The organism is Mycobacterium sp. NGS34, from assembly GCF_059812845.1.
Map to the genome: position 1 here is coordinate 1 of NZ_JCALDM010000018.1, position 26,477 is coordinate 26,477.

General features: G+C 66.6%; 26 protein-coding genes. 13 read left to right on the top strand and 13 right to left on the bottom strand.

What is annotated here, in order from left to right; genetic code table 11:
- On the bottom strand, positions 1–833 hold an 833-nt coding region (locus AC5Y7V_RS27805), incomplete at its 3' end, for a cyclopropane mycolic acid synthase family methyltransferase (RefSeq protein ID WP_499883255.1).
- A 1,029-nt stretch (positions 834–1,862) separates the two neighbouring features.
- Between AC5Y7V_RS27805 and AC5Y7V_RS27810 the strand changes: the two genes are divergently transcribed.
- Positions 1,863–4,094, top strand: coding sequence for a molybdopterin-dependent oxidoreductase (locus AC5Y7V_RS27810; protein WP_499883256.1), 2,232 nt, complete (start codon positions 1,863–1,865; stop codon positions 4,092–4,094).
- Between the two features lie 42 nt (positions 4,095–4,136).
- Here the strand turns inward: AC5Y7V_RS27810 and AC5Y7V_RS27815 are convergent, their stop codons facing one another.
- Complete coding sequence (locus AC5Y7V_RS27815) at positions 4,137–4,715, bottom strand: carboxymuconolactone decarboxylase family protein (RefSeq protein ID WP_499883257.1); 579 nt, start codon at positions 4,713–4,715, stop codon at positions 4,137–4,139.
- 137 nt (positions 4,716–4,852) lie between these two features.
- Here AC5Y7V_RS27815 and AC5Y7V_RS27820 point away from each other — a divergent pair, with 137 nt between their 5' ends.
- From AC5Y7V_RS27820 to AC5Y7V_RS27835, 4 genes are all read left to right on the top strand, one after another.
- Complete coding sequence (locus AC5Y7V_RS27820) at positions 4,853–5,392, top strand: RDD family protein (protein ID WP_499883258.1); 540 nt, start codon at positions 4,853–4,855, stop codon at positions 5,390–5,392.
- Positions 5,393–5,477: 85 nt separating this feature from the next.
- Positions 5,478–8,690: an ATP-binding protein gene (locus tag AC5Y7V_RS27825; protein WP_499883342.1), complete on the top strand. Its 3,213-nt coding sequence runs from the start codon at positions 5,478–5,480 to the stop codon at positions 8,688–8,690.
- Positions 8,691–8,711: 21 nt separating this feature from the next.
- Positions 8,712–9,152: a DUF3592 domain-containing protein gene (locus tag AC5Y7V_RS27830; RefSeq protein ID WP_499883259.1), complete on the top strand. Its 441-nt coding sequence runs from the start codon at positions 8,712–8,714 to the stop codon at positions 9,150–9,152.
- A 142-nt stretch (positions 9,153–9,294) separates the two neighbouring features.
- Entirely contained in the window at positions 9,295–9,672 is a 378-nt protein-coding gene (locus AC5Y7V_RS27835; RefSeq protein ID WP_499883260.1) for a hypothetical protein, read from the top strand.
- Here AC5Y7V_RS27835 and AC5Y7V_RS27840 read toward each other — a convergent pair.
- Positions 9,650–10,276, bottom strand: a complete 627-nt coding sequence (locus tag AC5Y7V_RS27840; RefSeq protein WP_499883261.1) for a TetR/AcrR family transcriptional regulator — start codon at positions 10,274–10,276, stop codon at positions 9,650–9,652. The two genes, AC5Y7V_RS27835 and AC5Y7V_RS27840, sit on opposite strands and share 23 nt — an antisense overlap.
- A gap of 102 nt (positions 10,277–10,378) precedes the next feature.
- Here AC5Y7V_RS27840 and AC5Y7V_RS27845 point away from each other — a divergent pair, with 102 nt between their 5' ends.
- A complete protein-coding gene (locus AC5Y7V_RS27845; protein ID WP_499883262.1) occupies positions 10,379–10,666 on the top strand; it encodes a hypothetical protein in 288 nt (95 codons plus the stop codon).
- 12 nt (positions 10,667–10,678) lie between these two features.
- Here the strand turns inward: AC5Y7V_RS27845 and AC5Y7V_RS27850 are convergent, their stop codons facing one another.
- Genes AC5Y7V_RS27850 through AC5Y7V_RS27860 form a run of 3 tightly spaced genes read right to left on the bottom strand, consistent with a single transcriptional unit; the run spans position 10,679 to position 12,776 of the window.
- Complete coding sequence (locus AC5Y7V_RS27850) at positions 10,679–11,344, bottom strand: nitroreductase family protein (protein WP_499883263.1); 666 nt, start codon at positions 11,342–11,344, stop codon at positions 10,679–10,681.
- Positions 11,345–11,367: 23 nt separating this feature from the next.
- On the bottom strand, positions 11,368–12,081 hold the full coding sequence (locus AC5Y7V_RS27855; protein ID WP_499883264.1) for a 2OG-Fe(II) oxygenase: 714 nt from the start codon (positions 12,079–12,081) through the stop codon (positions 11,368–11,370).
- Positions 12,081–12,776, bottom strand: coding sequence for a methylated-DNA--[protein]-cysteine S-methyltransferase (locus AC5Y7V_RS27860; protein ID WP_499883265.1), 696 nt, complete (start codon positions 12,774–12,776; stop codon positions 12,081–12,083). Before AC5Y7V_RS27860 ends, AC5Y7V_RS27855 begins: the two co-directional genes overlap by 1 nt.
- On the opposite strand from AC5Y7V_RS27860, the gene AC5Y7V_RS27865 reads away from it, so the two are divergent.
- Positions 12,723–13,229, top strand: a complete 507-nt coding sequence (locus AC5Y7V_RS27865) for an RNA polymerase sigma factor (protein ID WP_499883266.1) — start codon at positions 12,723–12,725, stop codon at positions 13,227–13,229. The genes AC5Y7V_RS27860 and AC5Y7V_RS27865 overlap by 54 nt on opposite strands.
- Positions 13,226–13,849 carry a methylated-DNA--[protein]-cysteine S-methyltransferase gene (locus AC5Y7V_RS27870; RefSeq protein ID WP_499883267.1) on the top strand — a complete coding sequence of 208 codons (624 nt, stop codon included), beginning with the start codon at positions 13,226–13,228 and terminating at the stop codon, positions 13,847–13,849. The genes AC5Y7V_RS27865 and AC5Y7V_RS27870 overlap by 4 nt, the downstream gene beginning before the upstream one ends.
- Here AC5Y7V_RS27870 and AC5Y7V_RS27875 read toward each other — a convergent pair.
- Positions 13,846–15,174 (bottom strand): aldehyde dehydrogenase family protein, encoded by a 1,329-nt coding sequence (locus tag AC5Y7V_RS27875; RefSeq protein ID WP_499883268.1) that lies wholly within the window; start codon positions 15,172–15,174, stop codon positions 13,846–13,848. The two genes, AC5Y7V_RS27870 and AC5Y7V_RS27875, sit on opposite strands and share 4 nt — an antisense overlap.
- A gap of 110 nt (positions 15,175–15,284) precedes the next feature.
- Between AC5Y7V_RS27875 and AC5Y7V_RS27880 the strand changes: the two genes are divergently transcribed.
- The 4 genes from AC5Y7V_RS27880 to AC5Y7V_RS27895 all read left to right on the top strand — a co-directional run bounded on the left by AC5Y7V_RS27880 (position 15,285) and on the right by AC5Y7V_RS27895 (position 20,428).
- Positions 15,285–16,214, top strand: a complete 930-nt coding sequence (locus tag AC5Y7V_RS27880) for an alpha/beta hydrolase (protein WP_499883269.1) — start codon at positions 15,285–15,287, stop codon at positions 16,212–16,214.
- Between the two features lie 35 nt (positions 16,215–16,249).
- On the top strand, positions 16,250–16,864 hold the full coding sequence (locus AC5Y7V_RS27885; RefSeq protein ID WP_499883343.1) for a TetR/AcrR family transcriptional regulator: 615 nt from the start codon (positions 16,250–16,252) through the stop codon (positions 16,862–16,864).
- Between the two features lie 241 nt (positions 16,865–17,105).
- A complete protein-coding gene (locus AC5Y7V_RS27890; protein ID WP_499883270.1) occupies positions 17,106–17,537 on the top strand; it encodes an MmpS family transport accessory protein in 432 nt (143 codons plus the stop codon).
- Entirely contained in the window at positions 17,534–20,428 is a 2,895-nt protein-coding gene (locus AC5Y7V_RS27895; protein ID WP_499883271.1) for an MMPL/RND family transporter, read from the top strand. Before AC5Y7V_RS27890 ends, AC5Y7V_RS27895 begins: the two co-directional genes overlap by 4 nt.
- A gap of 22 nt (positions 20,429–20,450) precedes the next feature.
- Here the strand turns inward: AC5Y7V_RS27895 and AC5Y7V_RS27900 are convergent, their stop codons facing one another.
- The 6 genes from AC5Y7V_RS27900 to AC5Y7V_RS27925 form a co-directional block, all read right to left on the bottom strand.
- Entirely contained in the window at positions 20,451–21,233 is a 783-nt protein-coding gene (locus AC5Y7V_RS27900; RefSeq protein WP_499883272.1) for an SDR family oxidoreductase, read from the bottom strand.
- 81 nt (positions 21,234–21,314) lie between these two features.
- Positions 21,315–21,641 (bottom strand): DUF732 domain-containing protein, encoded by a 327-nt coding sequence (locus tag AC5Y7V_RS27905; protein WP_499883273.1) that lies wholly within the window; start codon positions 21,639–21,641, stop codon positions 21,315–21,317.
- Between the two features lie 215 nt (positions 21,642–21,856).
- Positions 21,857–22,738: a hypothetical protein gene (locus tag AC5Y7V_RS27910; protein WP_499883274.1), complete on the bottom strand. Its 882-nt coding sequence runs from the start codon at positions 22,736–22,738 to the stop codon at positions 21,857–21,859.
- Entirely contained in the window at positions 22,735–23,982 is a 1,248-nt protein-coding gene (locus tag AC5Y7V_RS27915) for an acyl-CoA dehydrogenase family protein (protein WP_499883275.1), read from the bottom strand. The genes AC5Y7V_RS27910 and AC5Y7V_RS27915 overlap by 4 nt, the downstream gene beginning before the upstream one ends.
- 87 nt (positions 23,983–24,069) lie before the next feature.
- The gene (locus tag AC5Y7V_RS27920) at positions 24,070–24,435 is read right to left on the bottom strand and encodes a DUF1801 domain-containing protein (protein ID WP_499883276.1); all 366 of its coding nucleotides are present in this window, start codon (positions 24,433–24,435) and stop codon (positions 24,070–24,072) included.
- A 26-nt stretch (positions 24,436–24,461) separates the two neighbouring features.
- Positions 24,462–25,481, bottom strand: coding sequence for a zinc-dependent alcohol dehydrogenase family protein (locus tag AC5Y7V_RS27925; protein WP_499883277.1), 1,020 nt, complete (start codon positions 25,479–25,481; stop codon positions 24,462–24,464).
- A gap of 154 nt (positions 25,482–25,635) precedes the next feature.
- On the opposite strand from AC5Y7V_RS27925, the gene AC5Y7V_RS27930 reads away from it, so the two are divergent.
- Positions 25,636–26,442 carry an acyl-CoA thioesterase gene (locus AC5Y7V_RS27930; protein ID WP_499883278.1) on the top strand — a complete coding sequence of 269 codons (807 nt, stop codon included), beginning with the start codon at positions 25,636–25,638 and terminating at the stop codon, positions 26,440–26,442.
- Positions 26,443–26,477 lie beyond the last annotated feature (35 nt).

A 26,477-nucleotide genomic window follows, 5' to 3' on the forward strand; every position in this document is an offset into this window, starting at 1 on the left:
TACTGTTCGCAACCGCGCAGGTACTTCATGTACCGGCTGTAGACCTCCTCGGAGGTGGCCTCGACAGCCTTGTCCCTGTTGGACTCAAGCGCGTCACCCCAGAGCCGAAGCGTCTTGACGTAGTGCTGACGCAACGAAACCGGTTCTGGTACGAAGAAGCCCGCCCGTTCTGCCCGTTCGACCATCATCGACCTCGACGGCAGCCGCGCACCAGGGAAGATCTCGGTGATCATGAACTTGATGAACCGCATCGTCTCGAATGTCAGCTTCTTGCCGCGGGCGGCCATCTCGTAAGGGTGGTAACTGACGTTGCTCTGGACGGTCATCCGGCCGTCGTCGGGCATGATGTCGAAGCACCGCTTGAAGAAGTCGTCGTAGTTCTCGTGCCCGAAATGCTCGAAGGCCTCAATCGACACGATCCGGTCGACGGGCTCGAAAAAGTCTTCCCAGTTCTGCAAGCGAACCTCGCGCGACCGGCTGCTATCGATGGCGCCGATGACCTGCTCGCAGCGGGCATGCTGATTGTCAGAAAGCGTTAAGCCGATGACGTTTACATCGAATCTTTCGACGGCGCGTTTCATCGTGGCGCCCCAACCGCAGCCGATGTCCAGCAGTGTCATCCCCGGCTTCAGGTCCAACATGTCCAAGTTCAGGTCGATCTTGGCGAGCTGAGCTTCCTCGAAAGTGAGATCCGGCGGCTCAAAGTACGCGCAGCTATATGTACGGCTGGGATCCTGGAACAGCGCGAAGAAGTCGTCGGAGACGTCGTAGTGCGCTCGGATGTCTTCGGAGCTCGTCCGCGTCTTCGTCGGGCCGCGCTGAACCTCAGCCATACTCGTATTCCCCCGAAAACCCAATGCGCCGCCCGCGCGGGAGGCGCGCGTTGCCGTCTCGTGAGGTGAAGTCTACGGAGGTGCGCCGGGCGCGGTATTGCTTCGGGCGGACTGACGCCGCTGGCGTGACTACAAACACACCCCACAACGTCGGCGGGCGGCCGCCGGCTCGACGCTGTTGGCAGCGGCACGCTGTGAGTCTGACGGCCCAGGGGATTAGTTTTGTGCACGCAAGTCTGGAGGCGGGCACCCACAGGCTTTACTTGACATAGTGTCGCTTATCGGTAAAGCGGAGAGCCCAGTACTTAGTGGCGACGCGCTCACAGCCGTATGACCGGCCCGCCCATCCCGTGGCGGCCATGATCGCTCTCGTCGCGACACTTGCCTTGCGAGCGGCTTTGCAGAGGTCGACACAAAGAGTCGATCGTTCAAAGAATCGAACCTGCTGACTCTGACGCCGCGTTCGGGCCGCCCAGCTGGTCGTCGGCCGTCGCCGGGTCCGCTCCTTCCTCTTCCGCCCGTGCGAAGACAATACGTCACTGTGACGAAATCGACTGTGGGGCAGTGTTATTGACTTACCGCGTCTGTGCGGTTCGAGAGCCGCCAACGGGCGCCGGCGCGACGAAGCCGCGCGATTACGTCAACCCGCTAGCGGATGAAAACCGACGGGCAACCACCGCGTTCACACGTCGGCGCGGGTCTGCCGTGACTCGGCACGCGTTAGCGCAAGCCTGGAACCTACCGGTGACGCAGCGGCTGGATGACCCGGCAGCAACCCCGCCCCTCTCTCCCCTGCCCGCCCCGCACAATACGTCACTGTGACGAAAGTTACTGCGGCGCAGGGTTATTGGTAGGTTGCGCTGGGTTGCTTGACCTGGTCCCGCGCCTTCGACGACGTCATGCTCAGCGGCCCAACCGCGGAATCCACGCGGGCTGTTGACTGCGATCTGACGGCCCGGCCGATCGCATCGGGCGGGTCTTAGCAACCCCAAGGTTTACGTGCTGGTACAGCCGGTGGAAAATGCGGGAATGGCTGATACCCGGACCGCCCTGCGGATCTGTCCCTTCTGCGAGGCCACCTGCGGCCTTACGCTGACGATCTCCGAGGGCCGGGTGACCGCCGCCCGCGGCGACCGCGACGACGTCTTCAGCGCGGGTTTCATCTGCCCGAAGGGCGCGAGCTTCGGCGAACTCGACAACGATCCAGACCGGTTGACCCGGCCGCTCGTCCGGCGTGACGGCGTGCTGACCGAGGCCACCTGGGACGAGGCGTATGCCGTCGTCGCGGAGCGCCTGGGTGAGGTGATCCGCGAGCATGGCGGCTCGTCCGTCGGCGTGTACTTCGGCAATCCCAATGCGCACACCGTCGCGGGCAGCCTGTACGCGCCGCTGGTCATCCGCGCGCTGGGCACCCGGCAGGTCTACAGCGCGAGCACACTGGACCAGATGCCCAAGCACGTCGCGCTCGGCCTGATGTTCGGCAGCCCTGTCGCATTCACGGTGCCCGATCTCGACCGCACCGACTATCTGGTCATCATCGGCGCGAATCCCTTGGTGTCCAACGGCAGTGTGACCACCGCCGCCGACTTCCCCGGCAAGCTAAGGGCATTGCGCAAACGCGGCGGCAAGCTCGTCGTCATCGACCCCGCCCGCACGCGCACGGCAGACCTCGCTGACCACCACCTCGCGCCGCGACCCGGCACCGACGCCGCATTGTTGCTCGCCATCGTGCACGTGCTGTTCGAAGAGGGCCTCGTCGAACCGGATCTTGGAGGAATCGCCGAGCACGTCAACGGTGTCGACGAGGTCCGCACGCTGGCCGACGAATTCTCACCGGAGGCCGTCGCTCTTCACTGCGGCGTATCGGCCGAGGAGATCCGAACCTTGGCCCGCGAGATCGCCGCGGCGCCGACGGCCGCCGTGTATGGCCGAATCGGTACCTCCACGGTGGAATTCGGCACGGTCGCCAGCTGGTTGGTCGACGTGATCAACGTCCTGACCGGAAACCTCGACCGGCCGGGCGCGGTGATGTTCCCCCTCGGCGCGACGGTTCCCGCGCCTCGCCCCCCGAAGCCGGGCCGAGGGTTCAAGACCGGGCGTTGGCACAGCCGCGTCTCGGGCTACCCCGAGGCGCTGTCCGAATTTCCCGCCGCCGCGCTCGCCGAGGAGATCGACACGGCGGGCGACGGTCAGATCAAGGCGATGATCACCATCGCCGGAAACCCGGTGCTGTCGGCCCCGGACGGCGACCGGCTCGATCGCGCCCTCGACGGGCTCGGCTTCATGCTCAGCGTCGACCCCTACCTCAACGAGACCACCCGCCACGCCGACGTCATCCTGCCGCCACCCCCGCCGGCGCAGAGCGCCCATTTCGACTTCGCGCTCAACAACCTCGCGGTGCGCAACAACGTGCGCTACTCGCCGCCCGCTCTGCCGCTGGACGCACGGCCCGGCGAGCCGGAGATCCTGGCGCGCATCGCGCTGATCTTGTACGGGCTGGGGTGGGACGGCGATGTCGCCCTGGTTGACGATCAGGTGATTGCGACGACGTTAGCCAAGGAGACCGCCGACCCGGACTCACCAGTCGCCGGCCGCTCGGTTGACGAATTGACCGATCTGCTTGTCCGGGGCGCCGGTTACGAACGGCGCCTGGACATGATGCTTCGGCTTGGGCCCTACGGCGACGCGTTCGGCGCCAACCCCGACGGGCTCACCCTGGAGCGGCTCAAGGCCGCGCCGCACGGCATCGACCTGGGGCCGCTGCGGCCTCGGCTGCCCGGGGTGCTCCGGACACCAACGGGGCGAGTTGAACTCGCGCCCGAGCCGCTGGTCGCCGACGTGGGGCGCCTGCGCGATTCCGTCGGCCGCGCAAACGACCGGTTCATGCTGATCGGTAGGCGCCACCTGCGCTCCAATAACAGCTGGATGCACAACGTGCCCGCGCTATCCGGCGGCACCAACCGCTGCACCCTGCAGATCCATCCCGCCGACGCCGCCGATCTCGGGCTCACCGACATCGCCGTCATCAAGGGGCCCGGCGGCGAGCTCCTGGCCCCGGTCGAGGTGACCGACGGTATGCGGCGCGGTGTGGTCTCGCTGCCTCACGGATGGGGCCACGATCGCGGCGGCACCGGTCAAGAGCTCGCGGCCAGCCAGCCGGGTGTCAACGTCAATCAACTCAACGACGGCAATCATCTGGACGCGCTGTCGGGTACCGCTGTGCTCAACGGCATCCCGGTCGACATCGCACCGGCCGGCTGAAGGTACCGACCTCGATACTGTCGGCGGTCGACCTGGACTGGGCTAGCCTGACGCGACCACCGACGCGGAGTTCCATGGAGCCAGGTGTTCGGACGGCTCCGTCGTCTCGGGAAGATCGTCGCTGACGTCCCAGGTCGCCGAAAGCCGCCCGACGCCCAGCGCGATCGCGCAATGCACGCCGAGTTCGACGAGCTGGTCTTCGCTGAAGTGCTCGCGCAACCCGTCGTACACCGCATCGTCGATGGCGAGATGGTTGGTGGCGAACAGTTCGGCGAAGCGCAGGGCGGACCGTTCAGCGGCGGAAAGGTTTTCGGCGTCGGCGGGGCGTTCCAGCGAGCAGACGGCGTCCTGGTCCAGGCCGTCGTCGATCGCGCTTTGGTACCGCACGGCGATGCAGCTTCGGCATTGGTTGAAAAAAGCGATGCGCAGTCGCACGAGTTCGAGCAGTCGGGGTGGCAGCGTTCCGTCAGCGCGCAGCGCCGCGGTCAACGAACCCAGCGCCTGTGCGACCGACGGAAGGCGCCCCATGATGGCGGCGACCCCGAGGTTGATCCGATCCCCTTGACCGAGATCTTCTGTCTGCACCGCCGCGAACGCGCTCGAGGGCTCGATTCGTGTCACTTCTCCGTCTCCCGTTCGGACTGTCGCCGCGGGTTCCAATCGTATTCCAAACGCCCACTGCTACGTTGCGGCGACGTGGACCGAAAAGGCGGAGCGCAGACCGCCGCAGCAATGACCCGTGCAAGAAAGGTGTTCACATGACCGAACAACCGCCAGTGCCACCGGGCACGTACCCCGCGCCGCCGCACAGCGGTGCGGTGCCCCAGGAGGCGTATACGGAGTGGGTGACGCGTGTTTTGGCGTTCATCATTGACTTCATCCCCTACGCGGTCATTGTCGGTATCGGGTACGGCATCGAGGCCGGGACCCAGGAGACCGCTTGCGTCGCCGATACCTCGGGTTACAACTTGGGCCAGTTCTGCGCCACCGGGAACTCGCCGATCGGGGTGGCCGCGTTCTCGCTGTCGATAATCGTTGGGCTGGCCTACATCGTCTGGAATTACGGTTACAAGCAGGGCACTACGGGATCGAGCCTCGGCAAGTCGATGATGAAGTTCAAGGTGGTCAGCGAGCAGTCCCGCCAGCCGATCGGTTTCGGCATGTCGATCGTGCGCCAGCTCGCGCACGCCGTCGACGCCGCCATCTGCTACATCGGCTACCTGTTCCCCCTGTGGGACGCCAAGCGGCAGACGATCGCCGACAAGATCATCGGGACGGTCTGCCTGCCGATCAACTGACGACTCGCCGGTCCACATCCCCCGGCACGAAAAGTCCACCGCCCCAGCCATTTTGTCACAGTGACGAATGGCTGGCGCGGTGTCGATGACGACCCGCTCGCTTTCCGGCAAGACCGCGCCCTCGTGGAGGCCGTCGCCACTGCAAGCACCACCGAAAGAGTCGTGCGATACGTTTGCTGGCGACCAGGTATGGTCTCACCACAATCAGATGTCTCGCTGGTTAGGTGTGATGGTCGCGTATTTGCTTTCCGGTGCGGTCGAAGCCCGCGTCGACGGTGCGGTCGCGTTGCTCGGGGGGCCGAAGCAGCGTTGCGTTCTCGCTGTGCTCCTGGCGCATCACGGCACGGTTGTCAGCGTGGACCGGCTCATCGACTCGGTGTGGGAAGACGAACCGCCGGCGAAGGCGTTGACCTCCATTCGTTCTTATCTTGCAAACCTCCGCAGGAGCCTGGCTCCCGCTTCCGCCGTTGGCGCGAGCGCGGGATCTCGGCTGGAGTCCCGGAATTCCGGCTATCAACTGAATCTCGTCGATGGCGACTCCGTCGACCTGCACGAGTTCGAGACTTTGGTGAAGACGGGTTACGGCGCGCTGGGCCAAGGTGAGGCCGGCAAGGCCTTCGATGTGCTCACCCACGCATTGACTTTGTGGCGGGGCGATCCATTCGGGGAGTTCACCCACCGCGACTTCGCACACATCGACACCTTGCGTTATGTCGAGTTGCGCAACACGGCGATCACAGCACGTTTCGACGCTGCGCTGCGGCTCGGCGACGGTCGCGACCTTATTCCAGAAATGGAGGCCGCCGTCGCACGAGACCCCCTGCAGGAGCGGCTATGGGCACATCTGATGCTGGCGCTGTACCGCACCGACCGTCCGGCAGAAGCGGTTCGCGCCTACGACCGCGCCCGCGCCGTGCTGGACCGTGAGATCGGCACGCAACCCGGCGAACGCCTGCGAGTTCTCTACCAAAAGATCAGCGACGGCTCCCCTGAACTCCTGCTCGACGCGCAGGACCCGCGGCCGATCCGTCTTTCGGACGGACCGGTACCTGAGCGAGAGCAGCTAGTCGGGCGCGACGTAGAACTCACTGCGTTGGCGCAATCGCTGTCGCAGGCGCGCGCCGGATGTGGCGAGCTGGTCCTGGTAACCGGGGACAGCGGTATCGGCAAATCGTCACTCGCACGGGCTATTTGCTCCGACGCGGGCGCAGCGGACGTGGCTGTCGCATGGGCCGCGCATCCCAGCGATATCCAACTGCCGCTCATGTGGACGTGGATCCAAATCTTGCGACAGCTCGGCGCCGGCCTTGGCGAACCCGGGCGAGAAATGCTGCGCCGAACGGTCCCGGGGGTCATCGACGCCCTGGTACCGGAGTGGAACGACGGTCACGACGCCACGTCGGTACCCGCCCCCGCGACCGGCTTTGCGTTGATCGAGGGTGTCGTCTCGGCGGTGTGCGAACTCTCTTCCCTACGACCGCTATTGATCGTCCTCGACGACTTGCATGTCTCCGATTCCGCGTCGTGTGACGTGCTTGTCCTGCTCACCGAGCACCTTCCCCGGTTTGCGATCGAAGTGGTCGGCAACTGGACGTTCCTCGGCCAGGACCGGCCGGCGAATCGGCCGTCCTTCGAGCGCCTGATCAGGTCCAGTGGCGTCAAAAGCCTGCATTTGGAAGGACTCCCGGGTGATGCAACAGACGATTTGGTCGAGGCATTGGCAGGTGGACCTTCCGCACCCCAGGTGCTGGAGTTCGTGCGAACACATGCCGCGGGTAACCCCTTCTACATCAAAGAGCTTGTCCGGATGATCGCCACCGCCAACGACCTGCAGAGCATCCCGGAGTCAGTGGAGGAAAACGTATCCGAGGTTGTCGCCGGAGTGGTTGGTCGGCGGCTGGCCGCACTTGACCGCCCATGTCGCCGCATCATGGACGCGGCGGCGGTGATCGGTCCCCAATTCGACGTCACGATGCTGGCTGACATCGCCCATCTGTCCACCGTCACGGTCCATAGCCAGCTGCAGCCGGCTTACGACGCCGGACTGATCGACGAGGTTCCCAGCTGGCCCGGAGCGTACCGGTTCAGCCACGGTCTTCTCCGGGATGCCGTCCTGACGCAGGTGCCACCGGCCGAACGTGCGCATCTGCATGCCGCCGCCGCGACGAGCCAGGCGGCCATGGTTGACACCGGTGCGTATGAGGATGTCATCGCGGCCGCCGACCATGCCTGGCGGGCCGGCCCGGAACTCGATGCCGATCTGGCGCTTGACATCCACGACTCGGTCATCCGACGGGCGCTCAACCGGTCGGCATACAACGACGTCGCGGTCCTCGCCACGCACGCGCTGGACATCTCCCGCCGGATGCCGCCCAAACCCGAATCCCTTGAGCACCAAGCGACATTATGGCTACACCTGGCATGTATGCGGTCGATCCTGGACGGCCAAAGCAGCAACACCGCCGGCGACGCACTGCAACGCGCCTTCGAGATCGGTGAACGGGCGAAGGGCCGCAACTTCTACGGCACCGTCGCGATGCAGTGCCTAATACTTTGTGGGCAAGGAAGAATCGACGAGGCACGAACACTGGCTAACGGCCTGAACGACCAATATGCCGCGAGCCACGATCCCGACATCGGCGTGGCAAGCCATTTCATCGAAGTCATGGTCCAAGGCCTTCGCGGCGATCTGGATGCCCAAGCCGCCTCGGCCCACAAGATGCTGAAGTTGTTCCCGCCGCCGGATGAGGTTGTCGATCCGCTTCACTTCTTCCATCCCCGCGTTTACTGCTGGCTGGCCCTCGCCCAGGCGATACGCGGGAAAAGGGATACGGCCGTTGAGTATTGCCAGGCCGGCCTCGAATTGGCGCAGAGCCGTCGCGACCACTTCAACGTGCTCTCCGCCAAACTGGTGCTGGTCGAGATCGACGCAGTACTAGGCATTATCGAGGGCACCGCAGCCAACGCGGACCGAGTGTGCGAGGAGATGAACGCCGCCGGCGCTCACCAGTGGGCGGCATGCGCCGCCATGATTTCCGTCTGGGCGAGAACGCTTGGCGGCGAAAATCCCCATCCGGACAGCGCATTTGAGGCCTTCGACCTGTACACCAGCGATGGCAGCACCGTCATGACGCCGTTCTTTCTCGCCCTTCTCGCCGACATTGAAGACCGCCACGGCAGAAGCGATCGCGCACACGAACTCCTCGTTCGCGCGCAAGCTGTCGCCAGCTCGACCGGCGAGCGCGTGTGGGACCAGCGGCTGGGCCGCCGCATCGCCGAACTGTCGATTGCCGAATAGGGCCGGGCTTAAGCTTTCCGCGTGGCCGTCAAGATCCTTGCATTGATCATTTCGTGCGCGGCCCTCGCGGCGGGGTGGGCATGCGTGCGCATGGCGCGGCGGATGTCTTCCTTCGCGACGACACGCGGCACGGTGATAAGCCGCGGGGTGGCCGCGGCGCCCGTCGTTTCCGGCCAGGGACGCTGGGGTAAGGGCGGCGGATACCAGCCAAAAGTGACTTACACCTACGTGGTCGACGGCGTCGCGTACACCTCGGACCGGTGGGGCTATGCCGCCCAGGGACTTAAGCGCAGCGTGGCCGAACAGGCACTCGCGGCGGTGCCCGACGACGTCGACGTCCATTACGATCCCGCATCCCCGCAGGTGGCCTACCTGCACACGCATACCTCGCGCATCGGCTATGTGCTTGCCGCCGGCGGCGCGGTCGGTGCACTGCTTGCGCTGGCCTCATTGTTGGGCTGACTTGCCAATCCGTCGGGTCGACATTCCAATCGGATTCCAACCCCCCGTTGTTAGCTTGGCTCAGCGCCGATCGGGCGCGCTCGTCACGACGCGAGCAACTACGTGGGAGGTCCGTATGTATCGATGGATAGGGGTGGCGATCATGTCGGCCGCCGTCGCTGTGGCGGGGTGCTCGACTACCAAGTCGACCGTCGTGCAACCGGCAACATCCAAGCCGAGCGCGTCGGCCGCGTCTCCAGCGCCGCAGGCCGGGTCATCGCAACCCGCAGCCGCCGGCGAACGGCTGGACGGGAGTTCATGCGTCGAAATCACGCAGGCGAACGTGGATCTGGCCACGGCGACCAACGCCGACGCTGCCCGCAAGGCCGGCGACGCTTTCGAGAAATACGACCTGCCCGGGCCGGTCAAAGAGGCGGTAGAGCATTTTGTCGGCACGCGCGGCGCGCAGTTCGACGACCCCCAGTACGACAAGTACAACAACGCCATCGAAGGCTGGATCAAACAGGTTTGCCCGCTCTAGAACCAACCGAGTTCCCTTGGGGCAGTTTCGTCAACGCTTCGAACGCTTCGGTGAAGATGGCGGCGATGTCACTGTCGTCGGCGGTGGCGATCGGATCCTTGTTCAGCAGTGCACGCAGCACGCCGATTCCGAGGAGCAGGGCGGCGACCATGTCGGCGCGAAGTCGTGGTTCGCCGGCCTTGATTCTGCGAGACAGATTGCGGGTCAGCCCCGCTTCGAGCTGATCGTTCAGCCGCGCGACGACGGCGGGGTCCCCGCTGGACCGAAGCAGCGCGAACAGCGGGGCGTCGACGTCTCGACGAGCGCGCAGCACCCGTTCGATCATCGCGGCGCCCACCAGGTCATCGGGGGCGCGCCGCACCGCGTCGACGTTGTCCGAGACATCGGTGGCCTCCGCGAAAAGCTGTTCCTTCGAACCGAAGTACCGCTTGATCAGCATCACGTCGACCCCGGCCTGGGCCGCAATCGCCCGCAGCGACGTGGCCCGACACCCGTGGCGCAAGAACTGTTCGCGCGCCGCCGCGAGCAGTCGCGCCTGGGTGGCCGCGGCGTTGCGCCGCGGCGCGCTCGCATCGGCGCTTTCGTCTCCCGCCTTGGACTTCATCCTGCCTCCGTCCGTCTATCTACAACTGTAGACATAGGCGCCCTTCGAGCCTAGGCTGGATTATGTCTACGGCTGTAGACACGAGCGTCAGGAGGATTCATCGTGGCCGGAATCATGCTCGTCAAACAGCGAGTCACCAGCGTCGAGCAATGGCACACCGTGTTCCGCGATCGCCAGCTTGACACCGTGCGCCGCGAGCACGGCCTGGTGGTCACCGGAACATACGTCGACGCCGACGACGCCGACACCGTCATCGTTGTCATGGACATGCACGACGTCGACAGGGCGCGGCAATTCGCAACGTCGCCGGAACTGGCCGCCGCCCGCGAACGGGCCGGCGCGATCGGCGCTCCCGACGGCGTCTGGTATGGGGCGCAACAGATCCGGTGACTCGCGGTGTACCTAACTGGTGAAAGGTTCCCCGTCGAAGCGCTCGCGGGTGGCGAACTCGGGCACCGGCCGCCGTCGCAGCTTCGTCACCCGGCGCACCGGTTTACCGAGCGGGACCACCGCTGCGATGGCGTACGAGTCGGGCACGCCGAGAAGCTCTTTGACGCGCCGCTCCTCGGCGACGGCCATCGTGGTCAGCACCCCGCCGTAGCCCTCGTTGCGCGCGGCCAGCAGCACGTTCCACACGAACGGGTAGACGGAGGCGCCGGGCACCACGCCGATGCGATCGAGGTTCTGGTCGGTGGCGGCAACGACGGTGAGGTCCAGACAGATCACGAGCACCACCGGAGCCTCGCGAAGCGGGGCCGACATCTGCGCGGGCGGCTCCGTCGCCTCGATCGTCGACGCGTCGACGCCGGCCGGCTGCACCGGATTCCACGGCGTCTCACCGTTGGCGAGCTGGGCGGTGTACCGCCGGGCGGCGGGTAGCCCGAGGTCGGCCAGCGCCGCCCGGGTGTCCTTGTCTCGCACCACGATGACGCGCACGCCCTGCCGATTGCCGCCGGAGGGCGCGAAGCGGGCATTGTCGAGGATCCGTGCCAGCACGTCGTCGGGTAGCGGGTCGTCGGTGTATTCGCGCACCGCGGGCGTCGAGCGCATGACGTCGTAAAGCTCCATGCCCGCCATCGTGCCGCACGCGGTCAGGCGGCATCGTGAAAGATCAACCCGAGCGTGCAACGGTGACCGGTGCGGACCACCGACACACCGTGTCGCACCGGCGCGGCCGACCATCCGCGCGTCGAGCGCACCGGCCGCTCCCTGGTGGTGAAGATGTAGCCGTGCCCGTGCGGCAGTGTGGTGGCGGTTCCGCGTGACTGGGCTCGGGGCCGTTGCTCGACGAGCAGGAATTCGCCGCCGGTGTGCGCCACACCCGGCTCGTTGAGGTTGATGACGACCTGCAGCGGAAACACGAGGTCCCCGTACAGGTCCCGGTGCAGCGCATTCCAGTCGCCCGGCCCGTATTTGAGCAACAGCGCGGTGGGTTTGGTCTGGCCGGCGCGGTGGCACATGTCCAGCCATTCGTCGAGTGTGTCGGGCCAGGGCGGGTCGCGGCGCAGCTTCGTCCACCAGTCGCGGGCGATCGGCAACAACCGGGGGTACAGCGCCTGCTTCAGTTCGTCGATGGGGCTCGGGTAGGGCCGTTTGAAATAGCGGTACTCGCCTTCCCCATACCGGTGGCGACCCATGTCGACGGTGGCGCGAAAGAGGCTGTCGTCGGGGTAGAGATCGAGCATCGCCGCGCACTCGCTCGGAGTGAGCAGGCGCGGAAGCAGCGCGCCGCCAACATCGTTCACATCGGCGGTGACCGCGTCCCAGTCCGCGGCGTGCACCCTCCGATCCCATTTCGACGGCATCAGAACAATCTGCCGGCCGCCGCGGGCGCCGGCGCCTCCAGGTCAAGCAGGAATCGTTTGCGCGTCAAACCGCCAGCGTAACCCGTTAGCGCTCCATCCTTTCCGACGACGCGATGGCACGGGACGATGATGCTCAGCGGATTGCGGCCCACCGCCTGACCAACCTCATAGGCGGTATAGCCGCCGGCCAGCGTCGCGGCCAGCTCGCCGTAGCTGGTGGTCTCGCCGTAGCCGATGCCGGGCAACAGATCCCAGACCCGCCGCTGGCGCGGCTCGCCGCCCAGGGCGATGGCGACCTCGAACTGCGTGCGCTCGGCGTTGAAGTACTCGTTCAGCTGCTTCGCGGCGTCCCGGAAAAGGTCATCGGAAACCGGCTCCACGCAGCGACCCAGAGAGTCGGCGGTGGGCGGGTGCCAATGATGCGGGAAATACACGCCCGTCAGCGCGTCGCCGTCGGCGACCAATGTCAGCTCACCAAGCGGGCCATCGATCACCGCGTGTCGTGTGTGCATCGCTTTACCTCCTTTCCCGGTAGACGACCAGCGCCTCGAAAGCGTGAGATCGAACCGGCTCACGTTCGGCGCCGCGCCGACGTCTTCAGAATGAGAGTCTCGGATTGTCACGGAGGAAACAGCGCCAGGATGAATGTCGATCGGCACGTCAAGCAGCCTTTCGAGGCGGTCGTGGCTCGACACGGCGCCACGGTGTGGCGGGTCGTTCGCGCGGTGATCGGCCACATCGACGCCGACGACGCCTGGTCGGACACGTTCCTGGCGGCTTTGAAGGCCTACCCGCAGCTGCCGGCCGACGCCAACGTCGAAGCGTGGCTGGTGACCATCGCGCACCGGAAAGCCATCGACATCGCGCGCGGGGCCGCGCGGCGCGCCGCCCCCGTCGCCGATCCCCCCGACTCCCCCGCTCGCGAGCGGGCCGACGCGCGCGATCTCGACCTGGACGCCGCGGTGGGCGCGCTACCTCCCAAGCAGCGCCAGGCCGTCGCCTACCACTATCTGGCCGGCCTGCCCTACGCCGAGATCGCGGTGATTCTCGACGGCAGCGTCGACGCCGCGCGCCGGGCCGCCGCCGACGGCATCGCCACCCTCCGCCGCACCTATCCCCTCATCGACAAGACAAGGAATCACCAATGACCACACCGGATCTGACCGAGCGCTACCCGGTCGATGACGATCGGCTCCGGCGCCTGCACGCTCGCCTGGAAAGGGACGCCCAGGCCGGCGAGCTGCTCGACATCGCCTACCGCACAGTGGATTCCGCCGTCGGGCCACTGCTGTTAGCGGCCACCCCGGTGGGACTGCTGCGGGTGGCGTTCGCCAACGAAGACCGCGACAGCGTGCTGCAGTACCTTTCGGAGCGCATCAGCCCGCGCGTGCTCGAATCGCGCCCGCGGCTGGATCCGATGGCCCAACAACTCGACGAATACTTCACCGGCCGCCGTCACAGCTTTGACGTCGCGCTGGATTGGTCGCTGTCGCAGGGGTTTCGGCGCACCGTGCTGGAACACCTCAACTCCGACGTCGGCTATGGCGACACCGCGAGTTACGCGGCCCTGGCCCGACTGTCCGGCTCCCCCAAGGCCGTACGGGCCGTCGGCACCGCGTGCGCGACGAACCCAATCCCCATCTTCGTGCCGTGTCACCGGGTGATCCGTTCCGACGGAACCGTGGGCGCCTACCGCGGCGGCCCGGCCGCCAAGCGCGTCCTGCTCGACCTCGAACGGAACCAACCCGGACCGCGAACGTGCGACTAGAGCGGCGACCAGTGCACCACCTTCACGGTGGTCATCTCGTCGAGGAGCTCGGGACCGAAGCCGAACCCGGTGCCGCCGGCCCCGGGCGCGCCCCCGAAGACGTTGTTGATCTTGACGGTGCCGACCGGGAGGCTGCGCCACGCCTCCTGCGCGTGCGCCATGTCGCCGGTCAGCACCGTGGCGGCGAGGCCAACGCGGTCGTCGGCGGCCTCGGCCAGCGCGGCGGCGAAATCCGGCACCATGCGCACCGGCGCGATCGGACCGAACGTTTCCTCGCGCAGCACCAGCATGTCGGGCGCGCAGTCCGTCAGCACCGTCGGCGGATAGAACGAACCCGGTCCAGGCCGCGGTTCGCCGCCCGCCATGACGTGGGCGCCGCGCCGCGTCGCGTCCTCGACGTGGGCGTGCACATGCTCGCGGTGGCGCTCGTCGACCAACGGCCCGATCCGATCCGCCCACGACAAGGCCTCGTCGACCAACCCGTCGACGAACGCATCGGCGATCGGCTGGACGACGTACACCCGTTCCACCGACACGCAGCTCTGACCGGCGTTGGCGAAGGCACCGAGCGCCGCCTGCCCGGCCGCCCAGCGGGGGTCGACGTCCGCGTCGACGATGAGGGCGTCGTTTCCGCCGTTCTGTAGCAGCGCCTTGGCGCCGCGTTCCGCGCAGGCGCGGGCGATCTCCCGGCCGGTCGCGCTGCGGCCGACGTGCGCGACCACGTCGACGCGTTCCGATTCGGCCAATCGCGCACCGACGGTTTCGTCGCCGTCGACGATTTCCAGCACGCCGCTTGGCAACCGGGCGGCCAACAGCTCAGCCAAGCGCCGGCCGGTTCGCGGGCAACGCTCGCTGGGCTTGTGGATCACGGTGTTTCCGGTGACGAGCGCGGCGCCGAGGAACCCGGCGGCCACCGCGACGGGGTCCCTCCAAGGCGTCACGACCGCGACAACACCGCGCGGCTGCGGAACCATCAGATCGGTCGCCGACCAGTCGCCCTGCAGACTGCGCCCGCGATGCAACGGGCCGAGTTGGGCGTAGCGCAATAGCGTGCCCACCCCGGCCTGCACGCCGCCCCCGGCGTCGTCGCGCAGTTTTCCCGTTTCGCGCTCGTTCAGCTCGGCGAGTTCGTCGGTGGCGCCGCGGACGTCGGCGGCGGCCGCCGCGATCGCCTCGGCGCGTTCGGCGGGCGCGGTGCGCGCCCAGGCGTGGGCGGCATCCGCGGCGCGCCGGACGGCATCGTCGCAGTCCGACGGCTCGGTGATGGGAATTTGCGTCACTTGGTCGCCGGTGCGCGGGTCCAGGACGTTGATGACCTTCGTCATGGTCGAAGCCACGACCCCGTTTACCCTCTCGGCGCGCGGGCCAATCAGTTGATGACGATGGACGATATCCGCGTCGGGTATGGTCGGCGCACCGGACCGGAGGGCACGCGATGGCAAACACACACGCCGGCAACGCCTTCACGTCGCGGCACGCGTTGAATCCCGGCCTGCGCAAGGCGGCCCACTTTCTGCCGCGCGGATACGCACTGCACCGCGGCTACCGGGTCCAGCGCGCGGTGATGAACCTGATGGGCAACGCGGGGCGGTTGCGCAGCGTCCCGGTGGCCGCGGTCAACGAGCACGTCACGGTTCGCCTGCACCTGCCCGTCAGCCGTAGCCACCCGGCGGCGGCGATGCTGTGGATCCACGGCGGCGGCACGATCATGGGACACGCCGCCCAGGACGACAAGTTTCTGCGCAAGCTGTCGCATCTCACCGGTGTCGCGGTGGCCGCGGTGGAACACCGGCTGGCGCCGGAGCATCCCTATCCGATCCCGGTCGAGGACTGCTACGCGGCGCTGCGCTGGCTGGCCCACCAACCGTGGGTCGATCCGGACCGCGTCGCGGTCGGCGGGGCCAGTGCCGGTGGACATTTCGCGGCCGCGGTGGCACAGCGGGCGCACGATCGCGACGACGTCAAAGTCGCGTTCCAGATGCTGGTCTACCCGATGCTCGACGACCGGACCGGCGCCTCTCGCGACGGCCAGAAGCGGCTCATGTGGACCGAAACCGACAATCAGCTGGCGTGGCGGTGGTACCTCAACGGCGCGGATCCGCGCGAGGCGGCGCCGGCGCGCCGGGAAGATCTGTCGGGCCTGCCGCCGGCCTGGATCGGCGTCGGGACGCTGGACCTCTTCTATCAGGAGTGCCTGGATTACGCGCGGCGCTTGCGGGAGGCCGGCGTGCCCGTGCACGAAGAGATCGTCCCTGGCGCGTTTCACGCGTTCGACCAGATCGCGGACAGGGCGCCGATTTCGGTGAGGTTCTTCGCCAGTCAGTGCGCCCACCTGCGCGCGGCCCTCGCTCCGCGCACGAATTGACTGCAAAGTTTGCGTATCGTGCAACTATGAGTGTCATGGGCAACTGCAACCCGATGGGCCTGCGCGAGCGGCGTCGCCGCCAGACGAGCGCGGACATCCGCGACGCCGCCGTGCGCCTGACCACCAACCGCGGTTTCGACAAGGTGACCATCGAGGAGATCTGCGTCGAGGCGGGCATCTCCACGCGGACGTTCTTCAACTACTTCCCCACCAAGGAATCCGCGATCGCCTACGGCCCCTCCGACCTACCCGCCGAGCTGGCCGAAGATTTCGTCGCGGCCGGACCCGCCCCGTATCGGGTGGTCCTGGCGGAACTGATCACGCTGGCGGCGCACCATCTTCGCGACGTGCCCCCGCGCCGCGAACAGGCGGTCGGGATGCTCGAGCTCGCCAAGACCAGCCCCGCCGTCATGGCCGCGTTTTTGGCCGAGCTGGAGCGGTTCCAGAACCAGCTGACCGACATCGTCGCCCGCCGGCAGGCGATGCGGCCCGAAGACGAGATACCCGCGTTGATCGCCGCGCTGGCGCTAACGGCCGTGCGTTCGGGCATCGAACGCTGGGCCAGCGGCGAGCCCAAGGATTCGGACGACACGCCGATGCCCTACGTCGAAAGCGCTGCCGAGCTGGTCAACAGCATCTTCGCGACGTGACCGCCGAATAGTTACCTAGATCACCTTCGTTTGCACGGTCTGCAAATTATGCAGGCGATGTATTATGCTTTGGTGGCGTCAGGCGGGGGTTCGGCGATGCAGGGCAGATTTCCCATGGGCCGACGGCCCAAACCGTGCGGATCACGGCTGCCCATGGATTGCGTTGTGGCGCAAAGCAATGCGGCGATCACCTAGCGGGCGACGCGGCACCATCGGTTGACCAGGAGAGGAATCCACGCAGGTGCAGCTATCCAGGGTCGTGCGCAACGCGTGGTTGCCGCTGTTGATCGTGGCGGTGATGGTGATAGGCGGCTTCGCCGTGGTGCGGGTCAAGTCATTCTTCGCCGCCGAGAACGCCACCATGGTGAGCCCGCGGCAGGAGGATTCCAAGCCGTTCAAGCCCAAGGTCGTCAAGTACGAGATCTTCGGTTCGGCCAGTCACGCCAACGTGAACTACCTGGATCTGTCCGCCGACCCGAAGCGGATCGACGACGCGCCGCTGCCCTGGACCCTGGTCCTGAGCACGACCGCCCCGTCGGTGTTCCCGAACCTCTCGGCACAAAGCGACGGTGACCGCCTGGGTTGCCGCATCACCATCGACGACGAAGTGAAGGACGAGAAGATAACCGACGGCGTGCACGCCCTGACCTTTTGCCTGGTGAAATCCGCATGAGCGCAAGCGCTGAACACCCGACCGACACCCTCCCGATCACCAGACACGCGGTGCGCCCGGCGATCCCGCGAATCATCCGAAAGTTCGCCGTTCCCATCGTCCTGGGCTGGATCGCGATCATCGCGGTGCTGAACACGATCGTCCCGCAGCTGGACGAGGTCGGGAAGCTGCGCTCGGTCTCGATGAGCCCGGACGACGCGCAGTCGGTCATCGCGACCAAACACATGGGTGAGGTGTTCCGCGAATACAAGTCCGACAGCTCGGTCATGATCGTGCTGGAGGGCCAAAATCCGTTGGGCGCCGACGCCCACGCCTACTACGACCAGGTGGTCAAGAAGCTCGACGCCGACACCAAACACGTCGAGCACGTCCAGGACATGTGGAGCGATCCACTGAGCGGCGCCGGTGTCCAGAGCAACGACGGCAAGGCCGCCTACGTCCAGGTCTACCTCGCCGGCAACCAGGGTGAGGCCCTGGCCAACGAGTCCGTCGAGGCCGCCCAAGACGCCGTCAAAAGCCTGCCCCCGCCCAACGGGGTCAAGGTTTACGTCACCGGGCCCTCCGCCGTGCAGGCCGATCAGCACATCGCCGGTGACCGCAGCCTGCAGGTGATCACCACCGTCACGTTCATCGTGATCATCGCGATGCTGCTGTTGGTCTACCGGTCCATCATCACGGTGCTGCTGACGTTGGTGATGGTGGTGCTCGAACTGTCCGCCGCGCGCGGCATGGTGGCCTTCCTCGGCTACTACAACATCATCGGGCTGTCCACGTTCGCCACCAACCTGTTGGTGACGCTGGCGATCGCGGCCGCGACCGACTATGCGATCTTCCTGATCGGGCGATATCAGGAAGCCCGGTCGGTCGGCGAATCGCGAGAAGACGCCTACTACACCATGTTTGGCGGCACCGCACACGTGGTGCTCGGGTCGGGCCTGACCATCGCGGGCGCGACGTTCTGCCTGCACTTCACCAACCTGCCGTACTTCCAGACGCTGGGCATCCCGTTGGCCATCGGCATGGTGGTGGTGGTCGCGGCGGCCTTGACCCTTGGCCCCGCGGTGATCTCGGTGGCGTCGCGATTCCGCCAGACGCTCGAGCCCAAGCGGGCGCAGCGGACCCGCGGCTGGCGCAAGGTCGGCGCCGTCGTCGTGCGGTGGCCCGGCCCCGTCCTGATCGTGACGATCGCGATCGCGCTCGTCGGCCTGCTGACGCTGCCCGGATACCGAACCAACTACAACGACCGCAAGTACCTGCCCGCCGACCTGCCGGCGAACGCCGGCTACGCCGCCGCCGACCGGCACTTCTCGAACGCGCGGATGAACCCCGAGCTCCTGATGATCGAAAGCGACCACGATCTGCGCAATTCCGCCGACTTCCTGGTCATCGACAAGGTCGCCAAGGCGATCTTCCGGGTGCCCGGAATCTCTCGCGTGCAGGCGATTACGCGTCCGCAGGGCACGCCGATCGAGCACACCTCGATCCCGTTCCAGATCAGCATGCAGGGCGTCACCCAGCAGATGAACCAGAAGTACCAAGCCGACCAGATGGCCGACATGCTGCACCAGGCCGACACGATGCAGACCACCATCGACAGCATGGAAAAGATGCAGAGCATCACCGCGCAGATGGCCAACGACATGCATCTGATGGTCAAGAAGATGCACGATATGACGATCGACATCGACGAATTGCGCCAGCACATGGCCGATTTCGAGGACTTCTTCCGGCCGATCCGCAGCTACTTCTACTGGGAAAAGCACTGCTACGACATCCCGGTGTGCTGGTCGCTGCGGTCGGTGTTCGACGCCCTCGACGGCATCGACACGATGACCGACGACATCGAGAGCCTGCTGCCCATCATGGATCATCTCGACACCCTGATGCCCCAGATGGTCGCGCTGATGCCTTCGATGATCGAGAACATGCGGGCGATGAAAACGACCATGCTGACCATGTATTCGACCCAAAAGGGTCTGCAGGATCAGCAGAACGAGGCGCAGCAGAACTCGAACGCGATGGGCAAGGCGTTCGACGCGTCCAAGAACGACGACTCGTTCTATCTGCCCCCGGAGACGTTCAACAACGCCGAGTTCAAGAAGGGCATGAAGAACTTCCTCTCGCCCGACGGCCACGCGGTGCGGTTCATCATCAGCCACGACGGCGATCCCATGACGCCAGAGGGCATTTCGCACATCGACGCGATCAAGAAGGCCGCGTACGAAGCGCTCAAGGGCACGCCGCTCGAGGGCTCCAAGATCTACCTCGGCGGCACCGCGGCGACCTACAAGGACATGCAGGACGGCAGCAACTATGACCTGTTGATCGCCGGAATCGCCTCGCTGTGCCTGATTTTCATCATCATGCTGATCATCACGCGCAGCGTCGTCGGCTCGGCGGTGATCGTGGGCACCGTGTTGATCTCCCTGGGGGCGTCCTTCGGTCTGTCCGTGCTCATCTGGCAACACCTGATCGGCATCGAACTGCACTGGATGGTGCTGGCGATGTCGGTCATCATCCTGCTGGCCGTCGGCGCCGACTACAACCTGCTACTGGTGTCCCGCTTCAAGGAGGAGATCCACGCGGGCCTGAACACCGGCATCATCCGCGCGATGGGCGGAACCGGGTCCGTGGTCACCTCGGCGGGGCTGGTGTTCGCCTTCACGATGATGACGATGGCGGTCAGTGAGCTCACCGTCATCGGGCAGGTCGGCACCACCATCGGCCTGGGGCTGTTGTTCGACACGTTGATCGTGCGGTCGCTGATGACACCGTCGATCGCCGCGCTGTTGGGCAAGTGGTTCTGGTGGCCGCAGCGCGTGCGGCAGCGGCCGCTGCCTTCGCCCTGGCCTACGCCGGACAAGAAAGCGGAATCGCTAGCGGCGGTTTAGGACCTCTGCGCCGAGTCCGCGGCTACGTCACCCACTCGGGCTGCTGGCTGGCGTCGACCGCCGAGAAGTCCTTGTGCGCAAGGCCGGCGGTGGTGCCGCCGTCCACGACGAACTCGGAACCGGTCGAATAACTGGACTCGTCGCTGGCCAGATAGACGACGAGGTTGGAGACCTCTTTCGGCTGGGCGATCCTGCCCAGCGCGGTGTGGAAGATGTCTTCGGGGACCCACTCGGTCATCGGCGTCTTGATCAGCCCGGGATGGATCGAGTTCACCCGGATGCCGCTCGGGCCCAACTCCAGCGCGGTCGACTTCGTCAGGCCCCGCACCGCGAATTTGGTTGCGGTGTACCCGTGGCAAGCGATGGTCCCGGCCATCCCCTCGATGGAGGAGATGTTGATGATCGATCCCCGCCCCGCTTCCTTCATCGGTTTGGCCACGGCGCGGATGCCGAGGAAGACCCCGGTCAGGTTGACGTCGAGGATCTTGTGCCACTCGGAGAGTTCGTAGTCCTCGATGGTGCCGATGTTGAGGATGCCGGCGTTGTTCACCAGCACGTCGACCCCGCCGAACTCGGTGACGGCGGTGGCCACCGCGGCTTCCCACTGTTCGGGTTTGGTGACGTCCAGATGCACGTAGCGAACGGCGTCACCGAGCTCGGCGGCGACGGCCTTGCCCTCGTCGTCGAGGATATCGCCGAACACCACCTTGGCGCCCTCGGATACCAGGGTTCGCACGTGCGACGCGCCCATCCCCCGCGCGCCGCCACTGACGAGCGCGACCTTTCCCGCCAACCGTTCTGCCACTGCGCGTCTCCTGTCATGTCGATGCGTCGCTTGCACCATACATATGCGCGCAATCGTATGACCAGGGCTTCGCCGAGGGCCCTACTTGCTTGGCTTGCTAGCCGGGTGCTTTCCGGGGCAGTAGTCCGCGGTGGCCGCGCCGACGAACATCTCCGCTTGCGACTGGCTCAACCGGTGCGCGCCCGTCAGCTGGTCGATCTCATCCTTCTGGCTGTACCCGGCACTGAGGTCCTTGCACATGACCTGGGCCGCCTTCACGTCCATTGCAGGGCTACCGAGGTCGACGCCGTGCGCCTGCAGGTAATTCGTGAAGTCCTCGTCCGTCTGGTCGGCGCGCGCGACGGCGGTCGGCACCAACATCACGGCGGCCAGCGCGCCGAGCGCGCACGCAGAAACCTTCCCAGCCATTCCTCGCTGTTTCATCGTTCCCCCATGACTCGCGAACTAGATAAGTCGGATTGACCCAATGACCCGGAATTACACATCGGAATGTTTCTATCATTTATGGTGTCTAGCGTCGATGATTGCCCACGGCAAAGATCATTGCCTGCCAGGTCACGGCCGTCAAGGGCCCGGGCGGCGGCGGGGCCGCCGCGGCCGAAAGGTTTACCGGGCGTTCCCGGTCAGTTCCGGTCGAATTCGAAGATCGCCGCGGCGGACGTGATGGCCTTGTCCGCGTTTCCCTCGTCGTGCAGGAGCATGCGCACGCCGACGCGCCTGGGCCCGCCTCCTGAACCGGCAATGTGCGCCGTGCCCTCCACGCGGAACGGGCCCACCTTGCCGCGTGACATGAACATCACGTGCCAGCTGACGACCTGGACCTTCCTGGTGCCGGCGAGCTGGGCGGCCAGGTCGGTCGCCGCGGTCTCGAGCACCACGTGTTGCGGGCCGATGTGCAGCGCGGCATCCGGCGAAGCGAGCTCGGCGCTCAGCGCGGGCAGCACCCAGTGGCCGGTGTCGCGCTTGCTGGCACCGAACGCCTGCCACAGCGGCGGCAGATCGGGCGAGTCCTCGATCACCAGCTCGGTACCCGAAACATCCATCTTGCCAAGGCCTTCCGGGGGGACGCCGATGACGGCTCCCTGCCCCTCGTTGAAGGCGATCACCCGGTCGGGATTGTCGGCGTCGACGATCTTGCACCGGCCGTAACCCATGGTCCGGCCCTGGTGCACGATGCCGGAGCCGACGATCTCGATCCGTTTGACGTCGTAGCCGGGGTCGATGATCTGCACCGACGCGATCACCGGGTTGGGCACCGCGACCATGTCGGTCTGGCATCCCTCCGGGGAGGAGATCGCCAGCGGCGCCACCATCAGTCCCCCGGCCTCGTTGCGCATGTCCCGGCGGATGGTGACGGTGTCGTCGGTCTCGCCGGTGTTCATCGCCGAGTGGTTGCGCCCGATGTAGCGGTAGCTGAGCAGTCCGGTCCAGCGCCGGAACAACTCGTCGCGGTAGGCGCCGGTGTCGTCGGCCAGCTCTCGGATGTCGCGAAGTCGGTCGCTCACTGGTGATTCCCCTTTGCGGCTTTGCCCCGGCGCACCTGGTTGAACGGGACGCCGCGGTCGGCGGCGTACTCGCGCGGAAAGTTCAGGACCCGCTCGCCGATCACGTTGCGTGCCATCTCCGTCGTGCCGCCGCCGATGCTGGCGATCTGACGGCCCAGGTATCGCGTGCCGATGCCGAGCAGGCCCGCGCCGTCCTCGACCACGCCCGCCGAACCGGCGATCGCGAGGGCGGTGTCGTTCTCGACGTCGTGCACCGCGGCCATGTCGAGCCTGATGATCGATCCCGCGGCGGGTGGCAGGGTTCCGTCGACGACGGCGTGGTAGACGTGCTCGCTGAGTTGGCCCTGTACCGCCCGGTGGACCAGGACGCGGCCGACCATCTCGCGGACGCGTTCGCTCTCCCCTTGCTCGGTGGCGTCGACCAACGCCATCAGGTCGATCGAAATGTCCTCGGCCTCAGCGATTCCGGGCCCGCTGGTGTACTCCGAGCCGTCGCCCATGGTGCGGCGTTCGTGGTAGAGCTGTCGTGACGCGACGTCCCACCCCTTGCCCGGTTCTCCGACGACGGCGTCGTCGCCCACGTCGACGTCGTCGAAAAACTCCTCGCAGAACTCGACCGATCCGTTGACCTGACGGATGCGGTTGATCGTCACCCCGGGGTGTCCAAGCGGCAGCAGGAACATGGTGAGGCCGTTGTGTTTGGGTGCGTCCCAGTCGGTTCGGGCCAGGCACAGGCCGTAGTCGGCGGCGAACGCCCAGGTGCTCCATGTCTTGGCGCCGTTGATGATCCACCGCCCGTCGCGGCGGTCGGCGCGGGTGATGACGCCCGCGAGGTCCGAACCCCCGCTGGGTTCGGACAGGAGCTGGACCAGCACTTCGTCGCCGCGCAGCGCCGCACCGATGTGGGCGCGCTTCTGTTCGTCGGTGCCCATGTCCAGGATCGTCGCGCAGCAAATGGCGAACGACGGGACGTTGAGCAGCAGGGGCGTCTCGTAGGCCAGCGCCTCGGCGTCGAAAGCCTTCTTGTACTCGTAGCTCAGCCCGAGCCCGCCGTACTCGCGGGGAAAGCAGATCCCCGCGAATCCCCCGTCGTACAACTTCCGTTGCAGCTCGCGGGCGCGCCGCCAGGACGCAAGCTCGTCGCGGTCGAGGACCATGGCGTCGGCGGAATCCAGCCGCGGCAGATTCTCGGCCAGCCAGCTCCTGGCCCGGCCCCGGAACACTTCGACCGACTCGGGGCTCACCGAATTCGCCTGTGCGTCATCGCCGATGGCCTCCTCGAGCTTGTGCTGGGCGACTGTACAGCACCGCCTGACGACTGTACAGGTCGCCTAGGACGCGTTCAGCTGCACCGCGGCGCGCACCAGCGCCTCGAACGCGTCCTCGTCGATCTCGTCGCCCTGGTGGAAATCGATGGCCCGCCGCGTGTTGCCGTTGAGGCTGGAGTTGAACAAGCCCGACGGGTCCTCCAGCTTGGCGCCCTTGGCGAACGTCACCTTGACCGCGCTCTTGTAAGTCTCGCCGGTGCAGATCATCCCGTCGTGGTACCAGACCGGGACGCCCCTCCACTTCCACTCCTCGACCACGTCCGGGTCGGCCTGCTTGATCAATTCCCTGATGCGAGAGAGCATTTCGCCGCGCCAATCGCCCAGCTCCCTGATCCTGGCGTCGATCAGCTGCGAGGGAGAGTCCGTCATGGTCGTCGTTGCCTTTCCGATAGTCGTCAGCCGATGGTTATCGCGATCTTGCCGACGTGCCCGCCGGCGCGCAGCACCGCCACCGCCTCGTCCAGCTTCCCCCAGTCGAAGACGTGGCTGATGTGGGGCTTGATCCCGGTCGCCGATATCAAATCGCACAGGTCCCGGTGCGCGCGCACGCTGCCCACCGTGATCCCGACGATCCGCAGGTTGTTGAGCATCACCTCCGCCACTGAGATGGGTGCCGTGTCGAAGCCGCTTAGCACGCCGACCACGGCGATGGTGCCGCCGGGTCGGGCCGAGTGCACCGATTGCGCGAGCGTGGCGGGCCCGCCCAGGTCGACGACCAGGTCGGCGCCCTTGCCGCCCGTCAGCCGCTTCACCTCGGTCTCCCAGGCCGGGGTCGCGCGGTAGTTGATGAGATGCGTTGCGCCCAAATCGGATCCGATTCTCAGCTTGTCGTCGGACGACGACGTCAAGATCACCGTGGCGCCCAGGGCCCGGGCCAGCTGCACCGTGAACAGCGATACCCCGCCGGTCCCCTGGGTCACCACGACGTCGCCGTCACCGATGTCGGCCTCCATCAGGGCGCTCCAGGCCGTCACACCGGCGCACGGCAGGGTGGCCGCTTCGATATCGCTGAGGTGCTCGGGCGAGCGAACCAGGCCTGCGACGTCGGCGACGCGGTACTGCTGCAACCACCCGTCCTCGCTGTCGCCGGGCAGCTCCCGTTTGGCTTCCGGTGTGGGCGGCCCGTCCAGCCAACCGGGGTGAAACGCCCCCATGACTCGGTCCCCCAGCGAAAGTCCGTCCACCCCGGGTCCGACCGCCACGACCTCTCCGGCGCCGTCGCTCATCGGCACGCGCGGCCACGGGCCCGGGAGGAGCCCCATGAGGTTGACGTTGTCGTGAAAGTTCAGGCTCGACGCGCGGACCCTGACCAGTGCCTGCCCCGGACCGGGTTCGCCGACGGGCCTGTCCACGGCCTCGAGGGGCGCGCCGGGCGCGGGCATCACCACCGCGCGCTGACGGTCCGGAACGCTCACGATGCGCGCCTCCTCACGTTTGGCGTCATAACGACGCGACCGGTGGCCCCAGCCATGACCCCAATCCGGCGGTCGGGCCCGTCGGGAAGTAGTCTGCCGACGACTCGCATCGGTGTACGACCACTGCCCGATGCTATGGCGATCAAGGATCGGCGTGACCGGCACACACCCTTTTGACAGCGCGCTCGCCCTCGACGTGATCGATGCCGACGTCAGGCGGGGCGCGACCCACCCCGAGTGGGCCAACATGGTGGGCCCGTTCGGCGGAATCACCGCGGCCGCGATGGTGCGCGCCATCGACACCCACCCCGACCGCATCGGGGAACCGCTGGCGTTGACCCTCAACTACGCCGCACCGGTCGCCGACGGCGACTTCGACCTGACGCTTCGGGTCGTGCGAACCAACCGCACCAATCAGCACTGGACCGTCGAGCTCCGCCAGGACGGCGAGGCCAAGGCCACTGCGACGGCGGTTTTCGCAACGGCCCGCGAGACCTGGGCCGACACCGAAGCCCGCCCGCCGGGCGCGCCGCCGCCGGAAGAGGTCGCACCCGGGGGCATGGCTCACGTCATTCGGTGGGCACAGCTCTACGACATGCGGTTCGTCGAGGGCCCGATGCCGGGCGCCGGCGCGCAACCCAGCCCGTCGTCGACGACCACCTTGTGGGTGCGCGACAAAGCGCAGCGCCCCGTCGACTATCCGGCGCTCACGGCGCTCTGCGACGTCTTCTACCCCCGGGTCTACTTGCGCCGCGGTATTGCGCCGGCGGGCACGATCTCGTTGACCACCTATTTCCTCGCCGACCGGCGCCAGCTTGACGCCGTGGGAGGCGACTTCGTGTTGGCCACCGCCCACGCCAACCGCTTCTCCGGCGGCTACTTCGACCAGAGCGCAAAGGTGTGGAGCCGGGACGGTGTACTGCTGGCCACCACGCACCAGATCGTCTACTTCAAGGGTTGACGGGTTACAGTTTCGGGGTGAAGTGTCACGCTGGG

What these genes read in the sequence shown, in the direction of transcription:
- AC5Y7V_RS27825 (WP_499883342.1), top strand. Translation starts at nt 5,478, where the DNA reads ATGACGACCCGCTCGCTTTCCGGCAAGACCGCGCCCTCGTGGAGGCCG.
- AC5Y7V_RS27835 (WP_499883260.1), top strand. Translation starts at nt 9,295, where the DNA reads ATGTCGGCCGCCGTCGCTGTGGCGGGGTGCTCGACTACCAAGTCGACC.
- AC5Y7V_RS27885 (WP_499883343.1), top strand. Translation starts at nt 16,250, where the DNA reads ATGGGCAACTGCAACCCGATGGGCCTGCGCGAGCGGCGTCGCCGCCAG.
- AC5Y7V_RS27810 (WP_499883256.1), top strand. Translation starts at nt 1,863, where the DNA reads ATGGCTGATACCCGGACCGCCCTGCGGATCTGTCCCTTCTGCGAGGCC.
- AC5Y7V_RS27820 (WP_499883258.1), top strand. Translation starts at nt 4,853, where the DNA reads ATGACCGAACAACCGCCAGTGCCACCGGGCACGTACCCCGCGCCGCCG.
- AC5Y7V_RS27895 (WP_499883271.1), top strand. Translation starts at nt 17,534, where the DNA reads ATGAGCGCAAGCGCTGAACACCCGACCGACACCCTCCCGATCACCAGA.
- AC5Y7V_RS27855 (WP_499883264.1), bottom strand. Translation starts at nt 12,081, where the DNA reads ATGCCGTCGAAATGGGATCGGAGGGTGCACGCCGCGGACTGGGACGCG.
- AC5Y7V_RS27850 (WP_499883263.1), bottom strand. Translation starts at nt 11,344, where the DNA reads ATGGAGCTTTACGACGTCATGCGCTCGACGCCCGCGGTGCGCGAATAC.
- AC5Y7V_RS27880 (WP_499883269.1), top strand. Translation starts at nt 15,285, where the DNA reads ATGGCAAACACACACGCCGGCAACGCCTTCACGTCGCGGCACGCGTTG.
- AC5Y7V_RS27920 (WP_499883276.1), bottom strand. Translation starts at nt 24,435, where the DNA reads ATGACGGACTCTCCCTCGCAGCTGATCGACGCCAGGATCAGGGAGCTG.
- AC5Y7V_RS27870 (WP_499883267.1), top strand. Translation starts at nt 13,226, where the DNA reads ATGACCACACCGGATCTGACCGAGCGCTACCCGGTCGATGACGATCGG.
- AC5Y7V_RS27865 (WP_499883266.1), top strand. Translation starts at nt 12,723, where the DNA reads ATGAATGTCGATCGGCACGTCAAGCAGCCTTTCGAGGCGGTCGTGGCT.
- AC5Y7V_RS27840 (WP_499883261.1), bottom strand. Translation starts at nt 10,276, where the DNA reads ATGAAGTCCAAGGCGGGAGACGAAAGCGCCGATGCGAGCGCGCCGCGG.
- AC5Y7V_RS27875 (WP_499883268.1), bottom strand. Translation starts at nt 15,174, where the DNA reads ATGACGAAGGTCATCAACGTCCTGGACCCGCGCACCGGCGACCAAGTG.
- AC5Y7V_RS27905 (WP_499883273.1), bottom strand. Translation starts at nt 21,641, where the DNA reads ATGGCTGGGAAGGTTTCTGCGTGCGCGCTCGGCGCGCTGGCCGCCGTG.